Below are 18,131 nucleotides of genomic sequence, written 5' to 3' on the forward strand. Positions count from 1 at the left end.
TGAGTCGGTTGATCTTAACTCTAGAAGCGCAGCTTTATTCCGACCTACCAATACTACATCAAATCCAATTTTACCAAGCTCCAATGCCAAAGCTTTTCCTATTCCTGACCTCAGGCACCAAACGATAACATTTGTTTAGACTTTGGAGGACCAATCCTGTTCAGCGCTCTTTTTTCAGACGACTGAGATGTACCGGGGTGATTCCAAGATAGGAGGCAATCATATGCTGGGGCACGCGGTTGTGGATTTGTGGAAAAATGCTCTCCATCAGCTCATACCGCTCTTTAGGTGTTCGGGAATAGTAATTTTTGACCCTGTTGTCCTGATAGACAAAATAGAACTCAGCTACTTTTCTACCGAATTTATCACCTTCTTTCATGAATTGGTATCCCCAATCAATTGCTTGACGAGTCATGACCACTGCCTCCAAGGGCTCCAAAGCTTGAAGCGTATACATGGCGGGTTGTTGTAACAAAAAGTTGGAGTAATCGGCTACAAATTGATTTTCAGATGCAAAATGGATCGTGTGCTCCACGCCTTTTGAATCGGTAACTACTACCCGCAAAAGTCCTTTTGAAATAAAAAACACTTCCTGTGGGACTTTTCCAGGTTGGCTGAGGAAATCGTTTTTTCGGAATTTCTGAAAAGAGCAAAGGGAAATAAGCTGATCCAACTCCTGTTGATCGGTTTGGATCAGACTCAGAATTGCATTTTTGAATGAATCGAACATGCCTGGTACAAATTTCTAAGCTACTGAATTCCGCTTAATTTATTCCTGTGGATCGAGTGACCTTACTGTTGGTCAGATGATTGAGTCATTTTTACAGGATTGAAGTTTTCCAACCGCTTATTTTCTAACTCGTACTCCAATCACCTGATCTTCTGAGCTGGTATTTCTTGTGATTTTGAAAATACAATGGCCAATAGGGTAGGTGGGACCTATCCAAGCTCCGATGATTTTTAACCTTCAGTCTGAACCGTCCCTTAAAATCCATTTGTTCCACGAAAGTCCATTTCGTTTTGTCCAAAGTCTGACTTTGCCCAATCAGGGTCAGGAATGGCTTTAACTGGATTTTTTTGATTCTTCTTTTTGCCCTCTGGTCCATTCATGGACAAAGGTCCAAAAAGTTTTACAAATCCAGATCTCCACATATCCATGGGATTTTTTTTAGGCTATTTCACCAGTCAACAATCTCGATTAATCCCATAAAGAACTATTTCTAAAAGTCACATGTCGATTATAAAATCAGCTAAAAATGGATTTGAAGGTCTCTTCAATTTTTTTGAGTGCCTAACTCAGTTTTTTCAGTCTTTTTTTTGGAGATGGAAACTCCCTGCCTTTCTGGTCTTGGGTCTAATTTCAAACATCGCTTTAGGTCAGACTTATCAGTTTCCTAATAATTTGCAAGTTGGTGGAGGGTTTATGATGGGAACCAATGAAGTTTCCACAGTCTACACAGAAGGAACAAAGGATCCTCTTTTATTGACAATGAAAGAGGTTGGAGATCTATCCTGCGAATCACCAACAATATACATGACCGGTGGTAGGCTCTTAATTTTGGGTTGTGGGGTTAGCAATAGCCAGAATTATGATAAAGTTTTTGAAATAAGAAAAAACAACGGAGATTCATTTAATGCCGAGTCTGTTTTGTTGACTCCTTCAACCTATCGTGCTTTTCCTACTTCTCCATATGAGCTCTTATTTAATGTTTATTTAAGAGGTTTTAAAAATAATGTTCAGAAAGGGGAGATTCATCTGACTAATCTGGTTCATGCCCAAAATTATCCCATTAATTTTTCGAATTATGCTGGCTTCAATGATATAGACATGCTCTATATTTTTGTCGATAACCAGGATCTGTTTGTTGATGACCTCACCCTATCTCCCTTAGCTGCTGTACCTGTATTGCCGACTTTGACCACAAATTCAGCTACGGGAATTTTAAGTGACCGCGCAGTATTGGGAGGTAATGTAACCAATGACGGTGGGGCAACGATAAGCGCTCGAGGAATAGTTTGGTCAACATCACCTAACCCTACTGTTACCTCAAACAGAGTCAATATGGGTACCGGATCCGGATCATTTTCAGCAACTGTTACAGGTCTTCCGGCTAGCTCTACAGTTTATGTCAGATCTTTCGCAGTTAATTCGGCTGGAACAGCCTATGGAAACCAAATTTCATTTACTACTCCAGCCAAGCTTGTTGCCCAGATTTTATCGATTACTGGAGAATCATGTAATGGGAATGATGGTTCAGCTTCAATCGGGGCTATCGGTGGCACGCCCCCCTATTCTTTCTTATGGGAATTTGATAATAGTACGCTTTCAAGCCGGAACGACTTAACGGCTGGCACTTATACGATCCGAGTTTCTGATTCAGCTGGTGATAGGTCAACGGCTATTGTTAATTTGGGTGCACAGGCTCCTTTAAACATTAGCCTTAACCTTTCGCAGGTTTCATGTTTCGGGGGATCTAATGGAGCCGCCTCGGTAACTGTGACTGGTGGAACTGGAGTTTATACTTACACTTGGTCTGTTGCCGGTCAGTCAAGAAGCAGGATTGAAAATTTGACAGCCGGTAGTTATTCAATTACCGTAAGGGACCAATCCGGTTGCCAGTCAGTTCAAAATTTTACTATTACGGAACCTTCATTGCTTTCGGCTTCGGTTACCTCAGTAACTGATGCTACTTGTATCGGAGGGAATAATGGTGCTGCGCAGATTTCTGTTTCCGGTGGAACTCCTCCTTACACCTATAGCTGGAGTCCCAGCGGCGGTAGTTCACCAGCAATTTTTAATGTTTCAGCCGGAACCTATCAGGTTCTAATCCGTGATGCAAATTTCTGTGAGGTGACCCAAACTGTAACCATTAGGGAACCCAACTTACCGCTTCTGGTCAGCACGAACTCTGCAACTGAAGTTTTATCCACCTCTGCCAGAATTTCGGGCAGTGCCACCCAAGATTTATCCGGTTTTGGAGAGTCTGAATCATGCGTTTCTAAAGTTGGTTTTGTCTATTCAACTACCTCTAATCCTGAAATTGGCAACGGAACGGTAGCTTACGTAAATCCATTTACCCTTTCCGGATTTTCTGGCCTTCTACTAAATCTTCGCCCTAATTCGGTTTATTATGCAAGGGCTTTTGTTGAAAATTCGACGGGATCTGTTACCTACGGAAACGAACAATCATTTACCACGGCTCCGTTAAATCTGTCCATAGGAGGATCATTTTCTGTTTCTCCAAAAACGTATGATGGTAATTCAACTGCTACAATTTCATTTTACAGCTTAGTTCTTTCCGGTTTGAATCCTTCATTTAATAGAGTTGGACTTGAAGATGTAGTAGTTGAGTTTGAAACTGCTGAAGCGGGTATAAATAAACCAGTCCGAATTGTCTCAGCCAATATTACTGGGCCTGACGCGAGCAGCTATAATTTTTCTTTGCTTAATTCCCCTTTCGCTACTGCTTCCATATTAAAGAAGGGCTTAACCATTACCGGTTTAACAGCGTCTTCGAAAACCTATGACGGGACCACTGATGCGGTAGTAACCGGCACCCCGGTATTGTCCGGGGTCCTGGATGGGGATGATGTTACCCTTTCCGGAACTCCCGAATATGATTTTGTCACCTCGAATGCAGGCCAAGCTATTGAGATTGGGGTAACGGGGATTTCACTTTCAGGATCGGAGGCTTCCAATTATGAGCTTTTCCCTCCGGTATGGTTTGGCGATATTCTAAGAAGGCAAGTGCTGATGGGAGATCCTTCGATTACGGTTCAAAAAGTATTTGACGGAACCCGGCAGGCATCATTTGTCTTGGGTGCTCCGCTTAATCTGGTTACCGGGGATGAGGTGGTTGTCACGGGCTCTGCCCAGTATGAGGACGCAAATGTTGGAGTTGGGAAGCAGATCGTACTTACCTATGGTGTTTCAGGCAATTCTGCTTCGAATTACCTGGCTCCGGTACCGTTTACCCGAACCGACGGTGAAATAACCCCTGCAGACTTGAGGATCACTGTTTCCTCGGAGACCAAAGTATTTGGTGAACTGGATCCGGTATTTACACTTCAATATTCCGGATTTGTCTTCGGGGATGATGTTTCGGTGGTAGTCGGAACGCCTGTTTTCTCCAGAGATCCAGAGGAGAATGTGGGTAATTATCCGGTTGTCGTTTCGGGCTTGAGTTCCGCCAATTATGCTGTTCAACTCGTTCCGGGGAACCTGGAGATCACCCAGCGAAGGATTCAGGTAACGATGCCTTTTCTGTCCAAGTCGTATGGGGATGTGGATCCGGCTTTAACTTACACCACAGCTCCTGCTTTGGGCACGGTTCTACCGAATGGCATTCGGGTAGAGCTAAACGGTTCGCTGCAGCGTGAGCCAGGGGAAGATGTGGGAGACTACCGCATCGATATAGGCACGATCAAGGATTTGAATCCGAATTACCTGATTGGCTATGTAGGAGGGCTTTTGAGCATTGTTCCCAAGGAAGTCCGGGTGTCAGCTGATTCCAAGTCCAAGACTTACGGAGATCTTGATCCGGCCTTCACCTATACTTCCATTCCTGGTGAAGGAGAGGAATTGGCCAACGGCCTGCGGGTAAGTTTTACAGGAGAATTGGAGAGACAGCCTGGGGAAGCGGTAGGCACTTATGTCATCTCCAGGGGCACGCTGTCCAATCCAAATTTCAATATTGTATTTCAGAACGGTGAGTTGGAGATTACGCCGTTGTCGGTTGAGGTGCGGGCAGATGCCCAGACCAAGGTCTATGGGGAGCTGGATCCGACACTGACCTATTCCACGCTGCCAGCCTTGGGAACGGTTTTGAGTAACGGGGAAATCCTAAGCTTATCCGGAGCGCTGAACAGAATAGGAGGAGAAGATGTGGGGAGGTATGCCATAGGAGTGGGCACTCTGAATCACCCTAACCTTACCCTACGCTATGTGGGTTCGGAATTGGAAATTACCCTCAGACAGGTGGTGGTAAGCGCTGAGGGCAAAACCAAGGTGTTTGGTGAAATTGATCCGGCGCTGACCTATAGTTCCGTTCCGGCTATTGCTTCGGTCTTGCCAAACGGGGAAGTGGTTTCCTTTACAGGAAGCCTGACCAGGGAGCCAGGGGAGGAAGTAGGGACTTATCCGATTAGCCTGGGCTCTCTCACCAATCCAAACTATTCTGTGGTATTCAATGGTGCTGACTTGGAAATACAGCCCTTGACTCTTGTGGTTTCCGGATCTTTTACAACTAAATCAAAAGGATATGATGGAACGGTAAGTGCCGAAATTGAATCAAACAACCTGCAGCTTTCTGGATTGGTAACCGGATTCAATCAGGTCATTCTTGAAAATGTAGTCGTTGAATTTGAGGACTCTGATGCAGGAATAGGAAAAGTAGTAAGGATAGTATCTGCTGACTTAACCGGGCCTGATGCTGGAAATTATTCCTTGACTTTGACTAATTCCCCTTTCGCTACTGCTTCCATATTAAAGAAGGGCTTAACCATTACCGGTTTAACAGCGTCTTCGAAAACCTATGACGGGACCACTGATGCGGTAGTAACCGGCACCCCGGTATTGTCCGGGGTCCTGGATGGGGATGATGTTACCCTTTCCGGAACTCCCGAATATGATTTTGTCACCTCGAATGCAGGCCAAGCTATTGAGATTGGGGTAACGGGGATTTCACTTTCAGGATCGGAGGCTTCCAATTATGAGCTTTTCCCTCCGGTATGGTTTGGCGATATTCTAAGAAGGCAAGTGCTGATGGGAGATCCTTCGATTACGGTTCAAAAAGTATTTGACGGAACCCGGCAGGCATCATTTGTCTTGGGTGCTCCGCTTAATCTGGTTACCGGGGATGAGGTGGTTGTCACGGGCTCTGCCCAGTATGAGGACGCAAATGTTGGAGTTGGGAAGCAGATCGTACTTACCTATGGTGTTTCAGGCAATTCTGCTTCGAATTACCTGGCTCCGGTACCGTTTACCCGAACCGACGGTGAAATAACCCCTGCAGACTTGAGGATCACTGTTTCCTCGGAGACCAAAGTATTTGGTGAACTGGATCCGGTATTTACACTTCAATATTCCGGATTTGTCTTCGGGGATGATGTTTCGGTGGTAGTCGGAACGCCTGTTTTCTCCAGAGATCCAGAGGAGAATGTGGGTAATTATCCGGTTGTCGTTTCGGGCTTGAGTTCCGCCAATTATGCTGTTCAACTCGTTCCGGGGAACCTGGAGATCACCCAGCGAAGGATTCAGGTAACGATGCCTTTTCTGTCCAAGTCGTATGGGGATGTGGATCCGGCTTTAACTTACACCACAGCTCCTGCTTTGGGCACGGTTCTACCGAATGGCATTCGGGTAGAGCTAAACGGTTCGCTGCAGCGTGAGCCAGGGGAAGATGTGGGAGACTACCGCATCGATATAGGCACGATCAAGGATTTGAATCCGAATTACCTGATTGGCTATGTAGGAGGGCTTTTGAGCATTGTTCCCAAGGAAGTCCGGGTGTCAGCTGATTCCAAGTCCAAGACTTACGGAGATCTTGATCCGGCCTTCACCTATACTTCCATTCCTGGTGAAGGAGAGGAATTGGCCAACGGCCTGCGGGTAAGTTTTACAGGAGAATTGGAGAGACAGCCTGGGGAAGCGGTAGGCACTTATGTCATCTCCAGGGGCACGCTGTCCAATCCAAATTTCAATATTGTATTTCAGAACGGTGAGTTGGAGATTACGCCGTTGTCGGTTGAGGTGCGGGCAGATGCCCAGACCAAGGTCTATGGGGAGCTGGATCCGACACTGACCTATTCCACGCTGCCAGCCTTGGGAACGGTTTTGAGTAACGGGGAAATCCTAAGCTTATCCGGAGCGCTGAACAGAATAGGAGGAGAAGATGTGGGGAGGTATGCCATAGGAGTGGGCACTCTGAATCACCCTAACCTTACCCTACGCTATGTGGGTTCGGAATTGGAAATTACCCTCAGACAGGTGGTGGTAAGCGCTGAGGGCAAAACCAAGGTGTTTGGTGAAATTGATCCGGCGCTGACCTATAGTTCCGTTCCGGCTATTGCTTCGGTCTTGCCAAACGGGGAAGTGGTTTCCTTTACAGGAAGCCTGACCAGAGAGCCAGGGGAGGAAGTAGGGACTTATCCGATTAGACTGGGCTCTCTCACCAATCCAAACTATTCTGTGGTACTCAATGGTGCTGACTTGGAAATAACTCCACTTTCAGTTAAGGTCAATGCAGATTCCCAGCAGAAAATTTATGGTGATTTAGATCCTGAATTCAGATTTTCATCGGTTCCAAGTTTGGGCGCTATTCTGCCTAACGGATCCATCCTTTCATTTTCAGGGAAGCTTTCAAGGGAATCAGGAGAGAATGTGGGTTCTTATGCAATTGAGCTGGGGAACCTCACCAACCCGAACTATGTGATTTCTTACATTGGAGGCGAATTGGAGATTAAACCTCTACCAATTAAAGTTACTGCCAGCAATCAATCCAAGGCATTTGGGGAACTGGATCCTCAATTAACCTATGCTTCAGTTCCTGCTGCAGGGTCAATTCTGGAAAATGGACAAGTAGTGTCCTTTTTCGGAAATCTGGATCGTGAACCAGGTGAAAACGTTGGAAATTATCCAATAAAACAGGGCAGTCTAACCAATCCCAACTACCAAATAGACTTTAAATCGGGAATTTTGACAATCAATCCCTTCAAAGTCAGGATTGTTGCCAATGCGGGAAGTAAGGTTTATGGAGAGAATGATCCATCGTTGACATTTACCTCCAGCATTCAACCGGAAAGTACGCTTCCCAATGGTCAGGTATTTACCTTGACAGGAAGCCTGTCAAGAAATCCGGGTGAGAATGTAGGGACTTATTCCATCAATCAAGGCAATCTGAACAGTCCAAATATTCAGTTTGAGTTTGTTGGAGCTGACTTCATTATCCGGCCTAAGAGTTTGGAAATTGTTCCCTTGAGTAATCAGCGTAAGGTATATGGAGATCCTGATCCCGATTTTCAATTCAGGGTCAACGGTTTGTTACCAAGAGATCCTTCCTCAATTATTTCCGGTAATATCTCAAGAGTCCAAGGGGAGGATGTGAATGCGTATAAGTTCACTTTGGGTAATCTGTCTGCAGGACCTAATTACAGCCTGATTTTAAAAGATGAGGTATTCAAAATTGAACCAAAGGCTCTAATCCTTCGAGCCGGGAACAAAGAGAAACGATACGGCGATCCGAATCCTGAATTGACCTACACGTTTGAAGGATTGGCTAATGGAGACACCGGGATTGATCAATTACCCACTATTTCCACTTCCGCGAATCAGTCTTCTTCTGTAGGAATCTACCCGATAAGATTGACCGGTGGATTGGACCGTAATTATTCTCTGACGTTGATCAATGGTGAATTACTGGTGCTGAAACGAAGCATTCTGGTGAAAGCCAATGATCAGGAAATGGTTTATGGTGACCAAGTCCCTAGTCTGACCTATCAGTATGTTGGTCTGGTAAACGGTGACCGGGATCTGGAAACAAGTCCAGTTGTCGAGACCAATGCTTCTTCCAACTCCAATGTGGGCACCTATCCGATTCGCGTTTCGGGCGGGGCAGACCGGAATTATGAATTAGCCTATCAAAATGGTTCGCTTACCATCAGGCCAAGGGAGCTTCAGGTGGTTGCGGATTCCAAAAAGCGGGAATACGGTGATCCTAACCCTGTTTTGACCTATACTCTTGTAGGATTGGTAAATAAAGACAGTGACTTGACCGTCCGGCCTGATTTGAGTCTTTATGCCAACCAAAATTCTGTGGTGGGAACTTATCCAATTGGAATTTCAGGGGGTAGTCATCCCAATTACAGCTTGGTATACAAAGAGGGAGCACTGGAGATTTTACCTGCCAAGCTGACCATCACTGCTCAGCCTGCAAGTAAGGTTTTTGGAGCCAATGACCCTGATTTGTCCTACAGCGCAACAGGATTTAAGGTTTCTGATGGAATTGGTTTGGGTATCGGTAAGTTGAATAGGCTTGCCGGAGAAGCTGTAGGTACCTATCCGATAGGTATGGGTACGCTGTCCTTCGGAAAGAATTACATTGTCCGGTTTGAGGGAGCTGATTTTAAAATAGTTCCTGTAGAAATTCTGGCTTACAATGAGCTCGCCGAGATCCAAACCCCATGGGGTATTGTGCCGGAATTTCCTGATGAAGTTCAGATAGTAACACAGGATGCCAGAATCATTTCAGTTCCGGTGAACTGGGCTTCCAATGAGCTGAATGTCTTCGCCAAGGGAGTGTATTTTATCAAAGGTGAGATTCTTGAAACTGGGGATATTAAAAATCCGGAAGGTATAAGTCCAACACTTAAGGTTACTGTTCTTCCTAAACCTTCACCTGAAGATCTAATCCTGAGTAACAACAGGTTTATACCTGATCCGGATAATTTCTTCCAGGCAATCGGCAATTTCAGGGTGGTAGATCCAGTGGATAATGTGCATTCAATTTCACTGGTTCAAAAGGAATTGGATAATGGATTCTTTGAAATTAAAGAGAATATTCTCTTCTGGAGCAGTGCTGATCAAGCTTCGGGTAAGTCTCAATTTACCATAAGAGTTCAGGTGAAAGACAGGGATGGGAATACCCTGATCAAAGATTTCACAATTCTCCGTGAGCGGGTTGTTTTGGAGTCTCTGGAGGTTTATAACTCCTTTTCTCCAAATGGGGATGGTTTCAATGATACTTGGGGAGTTCCTGATCTAAGGTATTACAAAAATGTTCGGGTACATATTTTCAATAAGGAGGGAAGAAGAGTCTTCTATACCGAGAACCCTGATTTTAGATGGGATGGCTCCTTTGAGGACGTTGAGTTAGCTACGGATACTTTCCAGTGGGTAATTGAAATAAAGGAAACGGGTGAAAAGAGGAATGGTACTCTTCACCTTATTCGATGAGTCAATAGTTAGAATGAATTAGGTGTTAATTACTCAAAAATGAAAAAAATAGTTTCTCTTCTCCTTGTGATTTTGTTTTGGGATCCCCTAGTGAGCTGTGCCCAGTCAAGGAAAATTATTAGTCAGTTCCAGGAAATTCAGGGATACTTCAATCCATCCCTTGTAGGCTATAATGGAACTGAGCTTAAATCATTGGTCAGGAATCAATGGTCCTCTTTGGACAGAAATCCTAAATCGCTCTATTTAGGAGCTGATCTTGATTTTGCCGATTTAAACGGAAAGTCGGATTCCAATGTGGAAGGGAAAAATGCAATTGGATTTTCTTTGTTTTCGGATAGTCATGGTGCATTTAAGGAAAATCAATTCTTATTGAATTATTCCTCCAGAATAAGAATCTCAAAGAATGCGAATCTTAGATTGGGTGCAGGGGTATTTTATCAGGCTGTTCGCTTGGATGGCAACCTTCTTACGTTTGAACAACAAAACGATCCGAGATTAAGCCCGCTGCAGGGAAGAGTGTCAGATCAACAGTTTTTGGACCTAAATCTGGGAATTGCCCTGACTCATGCCAATTATTACATTGGATTTTCCTCCCAAAGAGTAAATGCGGGAAGGATTTCAACAGGAGATGATTTTATAGACTTGGTTCCGAGAGAACAAATCATACAGGCGGGATACCGGAATTCCATTACTCCTAACATGAAGGTGTCCACTGATTTTATGTTCAGGACCTGGAATGGAGGGAAAGATATTCTGGATATGAATTTCAGGGTTCTTTTTAAAGATGCTTTTTGGATAGGATTTGGCCATCGGTTCGATTATGCATCAAGTATTCAAACAGGAATCCAGGTAAAGAAAATAAGGTTCGGTTATATTTATGAAATACCATCAATAAGTAGTGATTTACTCCCTGGTAATATTCAAGAATTTATGCTTTCGTATACCTTGTTTAATAAATAATAATTAGATGATAAGATTGAAAGTTATGTTTAGAGACAAAATGCAGTCTGTAACAGGAGTTATATTCATGTACTTGATTCCCTAAAGAGTGCTTATTGATTTGTTAGATAATATTGATAATAAAATCACCCATTTTGGGTGTTCGGTTTATGGATAATTTAATTCACCTTTGAACGGTTGTTTGGTGTTTAAATATGATCGAGGCAATAGATTGATTTTTTATTTTCTTTGTGAAGTTTCAAAATTAATTTGTTGCCTCCTCATACGATTTGACAAAGTTGCTGCTCACCCTCCTAAAATCGATCCCTCATCCATGAGGGATCTTTTTTTTAATTATTGATTTTATAAGGTTGAGCTTGTTTTCTTTTAACTTTTCCTGCCTACTTATTTGATATATAATTCACCCATTTTGGGCTAGTGATCTGCTTTTTTATTTCTTTATTTTTGAGAAAAAACACCATGAAGATTTACATATCATTTCTTTTATTTCTCTTAAGCAGTTTTTCTTTTTCACAATCTATTATTAGGCCTGGAGCGGATTTTGAATCCAAGTGGCTTACTGATAGAAATTGGAAAATGAACATGACCATGCGCGCTAATGGGAACTCCAGAGATCTGGGTGTGATTCATTATGCCTGGATAAAAGATGGAGTCAATTATGACATAATCACAGATGTAATTCTTCCCGGTCTTCCCCCAAAAAGTTGGATTGATTCATTGGAAATTAGTTCAAAAACTCTTGCTCCAATAAGACATAAATCCACCAATATGCAACGGGATATTCTGATAGAATACGCGAAATCCATCAGTGGATACTATCTGGATAAGCGGAAGAACGTTTCCACACCTTTTACCTATGATTTGGATTCACCTGTTTTTGACTCAGGATTTTACCTCTTTCTTCTTCAGCTTTTGCCATTGGAGACGTTCTCAACCCCATCCGAAATCGGAATATTTGACTTTAAACCCGAGGGAAAACAAGGTGCTTTGAAAGCTTTTGTTACCTCGGTGGAAAGCGGAATTTACGAGTCGCCTTCGGGTGAGAAAACCGAAGTTTGGATTGTAAAATCATACGATACCATCGGAAGGGGAGAGCAAACAAACTCTTACATCTCCAAATCAACAAGGGATATTCTAAAACAGGAAACTTTGGATAAAGAGGGAAATGGGATGGTTCTTGAAAGGATCTGGGAAGAAAAGTAGATCCCTGTTGCCAAACTTTCTTTTTGATTGTAGGTGAGTTGGGTTTCAAGGTTAAGTCATTGTGAATTACTTGTCTATAAGTATAACAGAAATATAGGTTTTATTTGGTTTGATTAATTGTTGATGAGTTGCTTTATCCTTGGGGCACTTGATTATAAGTGCCCTTAGTTTTTGGAGGAATTTTGTCTTATTGATTTTTATGGTTTTAGGGTGTAACCAGGTATGGACAGTTAAATGATTATATTAGGAAGAGGTATAAAAATAATTTCTGGTTACAGTTATTGGTTATACTTACCAGATATGCACTTGGTGCAGCAATTGTTTTTGCATCTTTAATCAAAATTAAGGGCAAGCGATTGACCAGTGAAAGTCGAGAGGATGCTGCCTTTGACTATTGGTAATTTTTTCGAGGCCATGTACCAAACTGGTCTTTATTGGTAGTTTTTGGGTTGGGCCCAGCTAGTTTCTGGTTTCCTGTTGATGACTCATCATTTTAGCAAGTTAGGTGCAGAAATTAACTTTGGAATCCTGCTCAACGTCTTTGTAATTACCATTTCTATGGATTTTAATTTTACCCCGGTAATAACCTTTTCTATGCTCTTGGCTAATCTTGGGCTTATTTTTTGGCATTGGGGAGAATTGAGATCCTTTTTAAATTTGCCCTATGTTCCTGATTCTGCAGGAAGGGAAGAGAATAAGACAACCTAGAAAGTTACCGGTTGGGCTTTATTTTAACATACAGCAGGGTACAAGGCTATTTTTGACTTTTACGATATTTTTTTCTGCGCAGTAGGTGCAATGCTAATTGGATTAAGTGCACTTATATTTCGTTTTTTTTTGACAAGTTTTTCTCTATACCAGCTTGACTTTATCCTGATTTTTTATTCACCACAAATGCTGTTTGCCGATCCTAAATTCTACTGAGCTCGCCCTACCTGATGATTTATTTTTGATGGGTTTTAAAGCCTACGATTCAGGAGGATACCTTGAAATTGCTTGTGATAAGGATATGTCCCGGTAACTGTAGCAGAAACTGATTAAAGCTCGAGCCTGCTGAACTGCTTATAATCTGGTTTGGAGCTTGAATTCTGATGGTCCTCGATTGCTCCGGAAATTCAGTAAACAAGTAGTTAAGTCTTTGGTGTTTTTGAATTTCCAAACCTTTATGATGTCTTTTTAAACTTCTGTTTGATTCAATATTTCCTTGGATGTTTTTTAATAAAACATTATTTTTCAAATCTTGATTGAGATTTGACTTTTTTAACGCGGTGATTATTCTTCTTAAAAAAGAAATCAGTCGCCTCATCCCCCCGTTTCTCGAGGACTTTCTTTAAATCTTCCTGGCTGTAATAGATTACTCCGCCCAATCGGGTGAACGGGATCATTTTTCGGTTCCTTAGTGTCTGAAGGGTTCCCGGAGATATCTGAAGAAGCTTTTGCACATCTTTGGATTTGACCCATTTCAGATCCTCCTTTATTTCATTTTGAGGTTGTAACAAGGTTTTGATTTCAGTAAGGAGTTCTCTTTTGAAATTCTCCAAATCGGCCCGGGTAATCAATTCTATTTCCATTGGTCATGTATTAGGGCTAAAACTTAAAGGGTTGTTTTCTTTTTTTTTCAGTAGTAAAAGCCAATAAGGTAAAACGGGTCGGAAGTTTTGGTGTCCAAGCAGGTAGTCTAATTGGTGGTGGATTGATTTTTTTGGCTCCATTTTTTTCCTGAAGGTGTGCTACTACTGAATATTTCTTTGAAATGTTTTTCAGTTTCATGGTCCAACTAAACCACTATTAACCATGATACATGAACAAGTAGAGTACCTGCGCCCTGCCTTCAATACCCCGAGTTTGGAGGATGTTCAAGATTATTTTACAACCCGCGATTTCCCAGGAGAAGAAGGTGAAGTGTTTTTCTTTTACTACCAAGGAATGGGATGGACAAATGAAAACGGAAGTCCCATCAGGGACTGGAGAGCAGCTGCTTCCCGATGGCTTTGGAATCTTGAAAACTGAAGGATGGGATGCAAAGCTGCCGATTTTAATGCATCTGCCCCGGCCGTTTTGATTCAGTCGGGGCAGCTGTTTTCAAGTTTTGGAAACCAAGCCCCTGTAAGGGGAGTACTGCGCCTTGGTGCAGTAAGCAAGATGTAGGATTGTCTACCACAATCCGATTTGGACCTGCTCCGGAGTCGCATTTCTGAGTGAACCTAACCTTTAATTTTCATGTCCAACACTAATATAAAACGCTGTGCAAAAGGCTTTCCCAGAAGAGTGGAAGGAAGGATTTCTGAGTCTAGGTATCAGGAGCTCCTGGGAATTTTGGAACGGGATTCTTCCCTGACGATGAGTGAACTGATCCGACGCGTTTTGCAAAATCAGCCCATCCGAATTCAGGTCAGAGAGCAAGGAATATCCGAACTCATGGAGGTTCTGATTTCCATCGATGGCCAGCTGAAGAAAATCGGGATCAATCTCAATCAGGTGGTCAAACAATTTCATGGGAATTCAAGCTCCATCGAGAAATTTCTTTTGGGGAAAAAGCTGTTGGCTTTCAGTAAAGATTTGGAAAATGAACAGGAAAAACTGGATGGTATTCTGTCCCAACTACAACTTCGATGGTTGTCCGAATAAGCGTGGGTAAGTCCGTCCAGGGGATTATCCGATACAATGAAACCAAACGGAACCAGTCAATGGCTGAGTTGATCGGATTTCAGGGGTTTTCCAAGGGTGCTGAATGGTTATCATCAAATCAGCTGGCCAAACGATTTGAATGCCTGACTGCTCTGAATCGCCGGACCAAAACAAATGCCATACACATCTCCCTCAACTTTGCTCCCAGTGAGAAACTTTCATCGGAGCTGCTTAATGTCATCAGTAAGACTTACCTGGAAAAGATTGGATTTGGGGACCAGCCCTTTTTGATTTACCAGCACCATGACGCAGGCCATCCTCATGTGCATTTGGTGACAGTGAATATTGACCGGCAGGGTAAACGGATCGAAACCCATAATCTGGGTAAGAATCAATCCGAGCTGGCCAGAAAGGCGATAGAGATGGAATTCGGATTGATCCCTGCCGAAAAGCAAAATAGGATTGGCCCCAGCCTTCCGGAATTGGGGAGACTGGTCTATGGGAAGGAAACCTCCAAGTCCAGCATCAGCACAGTCCTCAACCATGTTTGGAATAATTACACCTTTTCATCTCTTGGTGAGTACAATGCCATTCTTTCAGGATTTGGATTGATGGCCTACCGGGGTGAAAAGGATTCTCAGCGTTACCAACGAGGGGGGGTGGTTTATCATTTATTGGATGAAAAGGGGAGGAGGAAAGGCGTTCCCATTAAGGCCAGCAGTTTTCACCTAAATCCCACACTGAAAAAGCTCGGGAGTAGGTTTTTAAGGGATCAGGGTAAGAAAAAAGAGCTCCTCGGGAAAGTAAAAGCCAGGGTTTCGGAGATCCTTCAGAAGAGCAAATCTTTGGATCAATTTTCAGAAAACCTGAGGAAGAATGGAATTCAACTGGTTCTAAACCATACTCAAGAGGGGAGAATGTTCGGAGCTACTTATGTGGATCATCTTCATCGAATTGGGATTAAAGGGTCGGATTTGGGAAAGGAATATGGAGCGCATGGTTTGGCTGAACAATTTGGGCTGATAGCTGCTGGAGCAAAGGCAAAAAAGGAATTGCCTTTGGGCAAAGAGGGCGGGAAGGGTGAATCTTTAATTGGGGAAAATTTCATTCAGGAAACCGAACCTGATGTAGATTATTTGCTTCGGTTTTCAGATTCATCCTACCAGGGTCCTATTCCCGGAAACAGGAGGCGGAAAAAAAAGAAAAAGGATCAACCAAGAGAATCATGAACACCGGTGAGAATCAGGAGGGCCTGAAAAAGATTCTGGATTTTACCCGACTGGGATCCTTGGTGTTATTGGGAATCCATTCCTATGTGATTGGCTATTCCCAATTAAACGCATGGGGTTGGACGCACGAATGGATTGACTTTTTACTGGCTCAGATCGGAAAATCCGGGCTGTTTCAGGGAACTGACCGGATCCGAATTCTGGCGTTGGGCCTGCTCTGGATTTCATTGCTGGGAGCAAAAGGAAGAAAAGACCCTGACTTAAATTGGAAGAGACTGGTGATTTGGTTTCTGTTGTGGAATTCGGTTTTTGTTTTTGCCGAATGGACGGTTCGGATGATGGACTGGGGAAAAGAAATTTACCTGACAGGCCTTTGGCTTTCCTGGATAGGTGTGTTGACCATGGGAGGGAAGCTCAGCAGAGTAATCCGGGAGGGGTTTTCAGCCGAAGTATTTAATCACCTGAATGAAACTTTTCCCCAAGAACAAAGGCTCTTGGAAAATGAGTATTCGGTCAATCTTCCCACCCGATTCAGGGTGCAAAAGAAAGTGTTTTCGGGTTGGCTGAATATCATCAATCCTTTTAGGGCTACACTGGTGGTGGGAACTCCAGGGGCAGGTAAATCTTATTTTGTCATCCGGCACATCATTACCCAGCACCTCAGCAAGGGATTCTCGATGTTTGTCTATGACTTCAAATACGATGACTTGTCCAGAATCGCTTACAATAATCTGATCAAAAACCGGGCATCGTATTCCATTTTCCCCAAGTTCTACACCATCAATTTTGATCAATTGGAAACCAGTCATCGCTGCAATCCTCTGGAGCCAAGCACCATGACGGATATTACCGATGCTTCGGAATCCTCCAGAACCATCATGTTGGGGCTGAACCGGGAATGGATCAAAAAGCAGGGAGATTTCTTTGTGGAGTCACCGATCAATTTTGTTACGGCAGTCATCTGGTTTTTGAAGAAATACCGGAACGGGAAGTTCTGCACGCTTCCACATGTGATCGAACTGATGCAGGTGGAATATCCCAAACTGTTTTCCGTCCTAAGGACTGAACCAGAGATCGAAGTCTTAATCAATCCTTTCGTTTCTGCCTTCCTTCACGGTGCGGCCGAACAGCTGGAGGGACAGATTGCCAGTGCCAAGATCACCATGGCCCGGTTGGCTTCTCCACAACTTTACTATGTACTCAGTCAAAGTGAGTTTACCCTGGACCTGAATAATCCTGCTGAACCCAAAGTCATCTGCATGGGAAACAATCCCCAAAAGCAACAGGTCTACGGGGCTGTGCTTTCCCTGTATATTTCACGGATCACCAAACTGGTCAACCGAAAAAACTGCCTGAAGTCCAGCTTGATCTTTGATGAGTTTCCCACCATCTATTTCAATGGGATTGATTCCCTGATTGCCACTGCGCGATCCAATAGGGTGGCAACTACCTTGGGTGTTCAGGATTACAGCCAGCTGAAAAAGGATTATGGCAGGGAGCAGGCGGAAGTGATTATGAATACGGTAGGAAATATTATTTCAGGCCAGGTATTGGGGGATACGGCTAAGCAGATTTCTGACCGTATCGGAAAGATCAATCAGGCCAAACGAAGTCTGTCCATCAATTCGGGGGATACTTCCATCAGTCATTCTACCCAACTGGACCTGGCAGTTCCTCCCTCGACCATCTCTCAGCTTTCCTCAGGGCAGTTTGTTGGAATAGTTGCGGATGATCCTGCCCAAAAGATCGAACTCAAGGCCTTCCATGCGGAGATCCAAAATGATCATAAGTCTTTGGCTTTGGAAGAGAAAGGCTATCAGCCCATCCCTCAGGTCAGAAAGCTGAATGGGGAAGAAGTGCTGGAAAACTATCGAATAATCAAGTCTGAAGTGCAGAAGTTGATTGAGGAGGAGTTGGAACGGATGATGGATACCCCGGGATTGACGGGGATGATAATCAAGTGAATGTTTCTTTGTTCTCAACAAGGACTTACATACTTGTTGGATGAGTGATGTAATTCATAAATAATTTTCGCGCTACTTGATTTTTTTATTACCATTTTTTAAAGTAAATGAGTATCTACAATATACCTTAAATAGGGTGATTTTTATTCTAATTTTATTTTTAATAGGGAGTTGTTTTCTAGTAATATTGAAGCT

The 18,131-nt window shown here is 43.3% G+C and carries 10 protein-coding genes; 7 read left to right on the top strand and 3 right to left on the bottom strand.

The annotated features are described in order from the left end of the window. Positions 1–160: 160 nt before the first annotated feature. Together D0X99_RS16220 and D0X99_RS20425 are read right to left on the bottom strand one after the other, a co-directional pair. A complete protein-coding gene (locus tag D0X99_RS16220; protein WP_119477874.1) occupies positions 161–730 on the bottom strand; it encodes a Crp/Fnr family transcriptional regulator in 570 nt (189 codons plus the stop codon). Between the two features lie 254 nt (positions 731–984). After that, positions 985–1,152 (bottom strand): hypothetical protein, encoded by a 168-nt coding sequence (locus tag D0X99_RS20425; protein WP_158587714.1) that lies wholly within the window; start codon positions 1,150–1,152, stop codon positions 985–987. Between the two features lie 79 nt (positions 1,153–1,231). On the opposite strand from D0X99_RS20425, the gene D0X99_RS16230 reads away from it, so the two are divergent. From D0X99_RS16230 to D0X99_RS16240, 3 genes are all read left to right on the top strand, one after another. Beyond that, on the top strand, positions 1,232–9,952 hold the full coding sequence (locus D0X99_RS16230; RefSeq protein WP_119478910.1) for an MBG domain-containing protein: 8,721 nt from the start codon (positions 1,232–1,234) through the stop codon (positions 9,950–9,952). 39 nt (positions 9,953–9,991) lie between these two features. After that, positions 9,992–10,912, top strand: a complete 921-nt coding sequence (locus D0X99_RS16235) for a PorP/SprF family type IX secretion system membrane protein (protein ID WP_119478911.1) — start codon at positions 9,992–9,994, stop codon at positions 10,910–10,912. A gap of 576 nt (positions 10,913–11,488) precedes the next feature. Then, positions 11,489–12,115, top strand: a complete 627-nt coding sequence (locus D0X99_RS16240; protein ID WP_158587715.1) for a DUF3108 domain-containing protein — start codon at positions 11,489–11,491, stop codon at positions 12,113–12,115. A 1,226-nt stretch (positions 12,116–13,341) separates the two neighbouring features. Here the strand turns inward: D0X99_RS16240 and D0X99_RS16250 are convergent. Next, positions 13,342–13,686: a helix-turn-helix domain-containing protein gene (locus D0X99_RS16250; RefSeq protein ID WP_119478914.1), complete on the bottom strand. Its 345-nt coding sequence runs from the start codon at positions 13,684–13,686 to the stop codon at positions 13,342–13,344. Between the two features lie 223 nt (positions 13,687–13,909). Here D0X99_RS16250 and D0X99_RS16260 point away from each other — a divergent pair, with 223 nt between their 5' ends. The 4 genes from D0X99_RS16260 (at position 13,910) to mobC (ending at position 17,936) form a co-directional block, all read left to right on the top strand. Beyond that, a complete protein-coding gene (locus D0X99_RS16260) occupies positions 13,910–14,125 on the top strand; it encodes a hypothetical protein (protein ID WP_119478916.1) in 216 nt (71 codons plus the stop codon). Positions 14,126–14,335: 210 nt separating this feature from the next. Next, positions 14,336–14,743, top strand: coding sequence for a plasmid mobilization protein (locus D0X99_RS16265; RefSeq protein ID WP_119478917.1), 408 nt, complete (start codon positions 14,336–14,338; stop codon positions 14,741–14,743). Then, on the top strand, positions 14,728–15,972 hold the full coding sequence (locus tag D0X99_RS16270) for a relaxase/mobilization nuclease domain-containing protein (RefSeq protein WP_119478918.1): 1,245 nt from the start codon (positions 14,728–14,730) through the stop codon (positions 15,970–15,972). The genes D0X99_RS16265 and D0X99_RS16270 overlap by 16 nt, the downstream gene beginning before the upstream one ends. Then, on the top strand, positions 15,969–17,936 hold the full coding sequence (gene mobC / locus D0X99_RS16275; RefSeq protein ID WP_119478919.1) for a conjugal transfer protein MobC: 1,968 nt from the start codon (positions 15,969–15,971) through the stop codon (positions 17,934–17,936). Before D0X99_RS16270 ends, mobC begins: the two co-directional genes overlap by 4 nt. Positions 17,937–18,131 lie beyond the last annotated feature (195 nt).

This window comes from Algoriphagus lacus, assembly GCF_003583985.1.
GTDB lineage: Bacteria > Bacteroidota > Bacteroidia > Cytophagales > Cyclobacteriaceae > Algoriphagus > Algoriphagus lacus.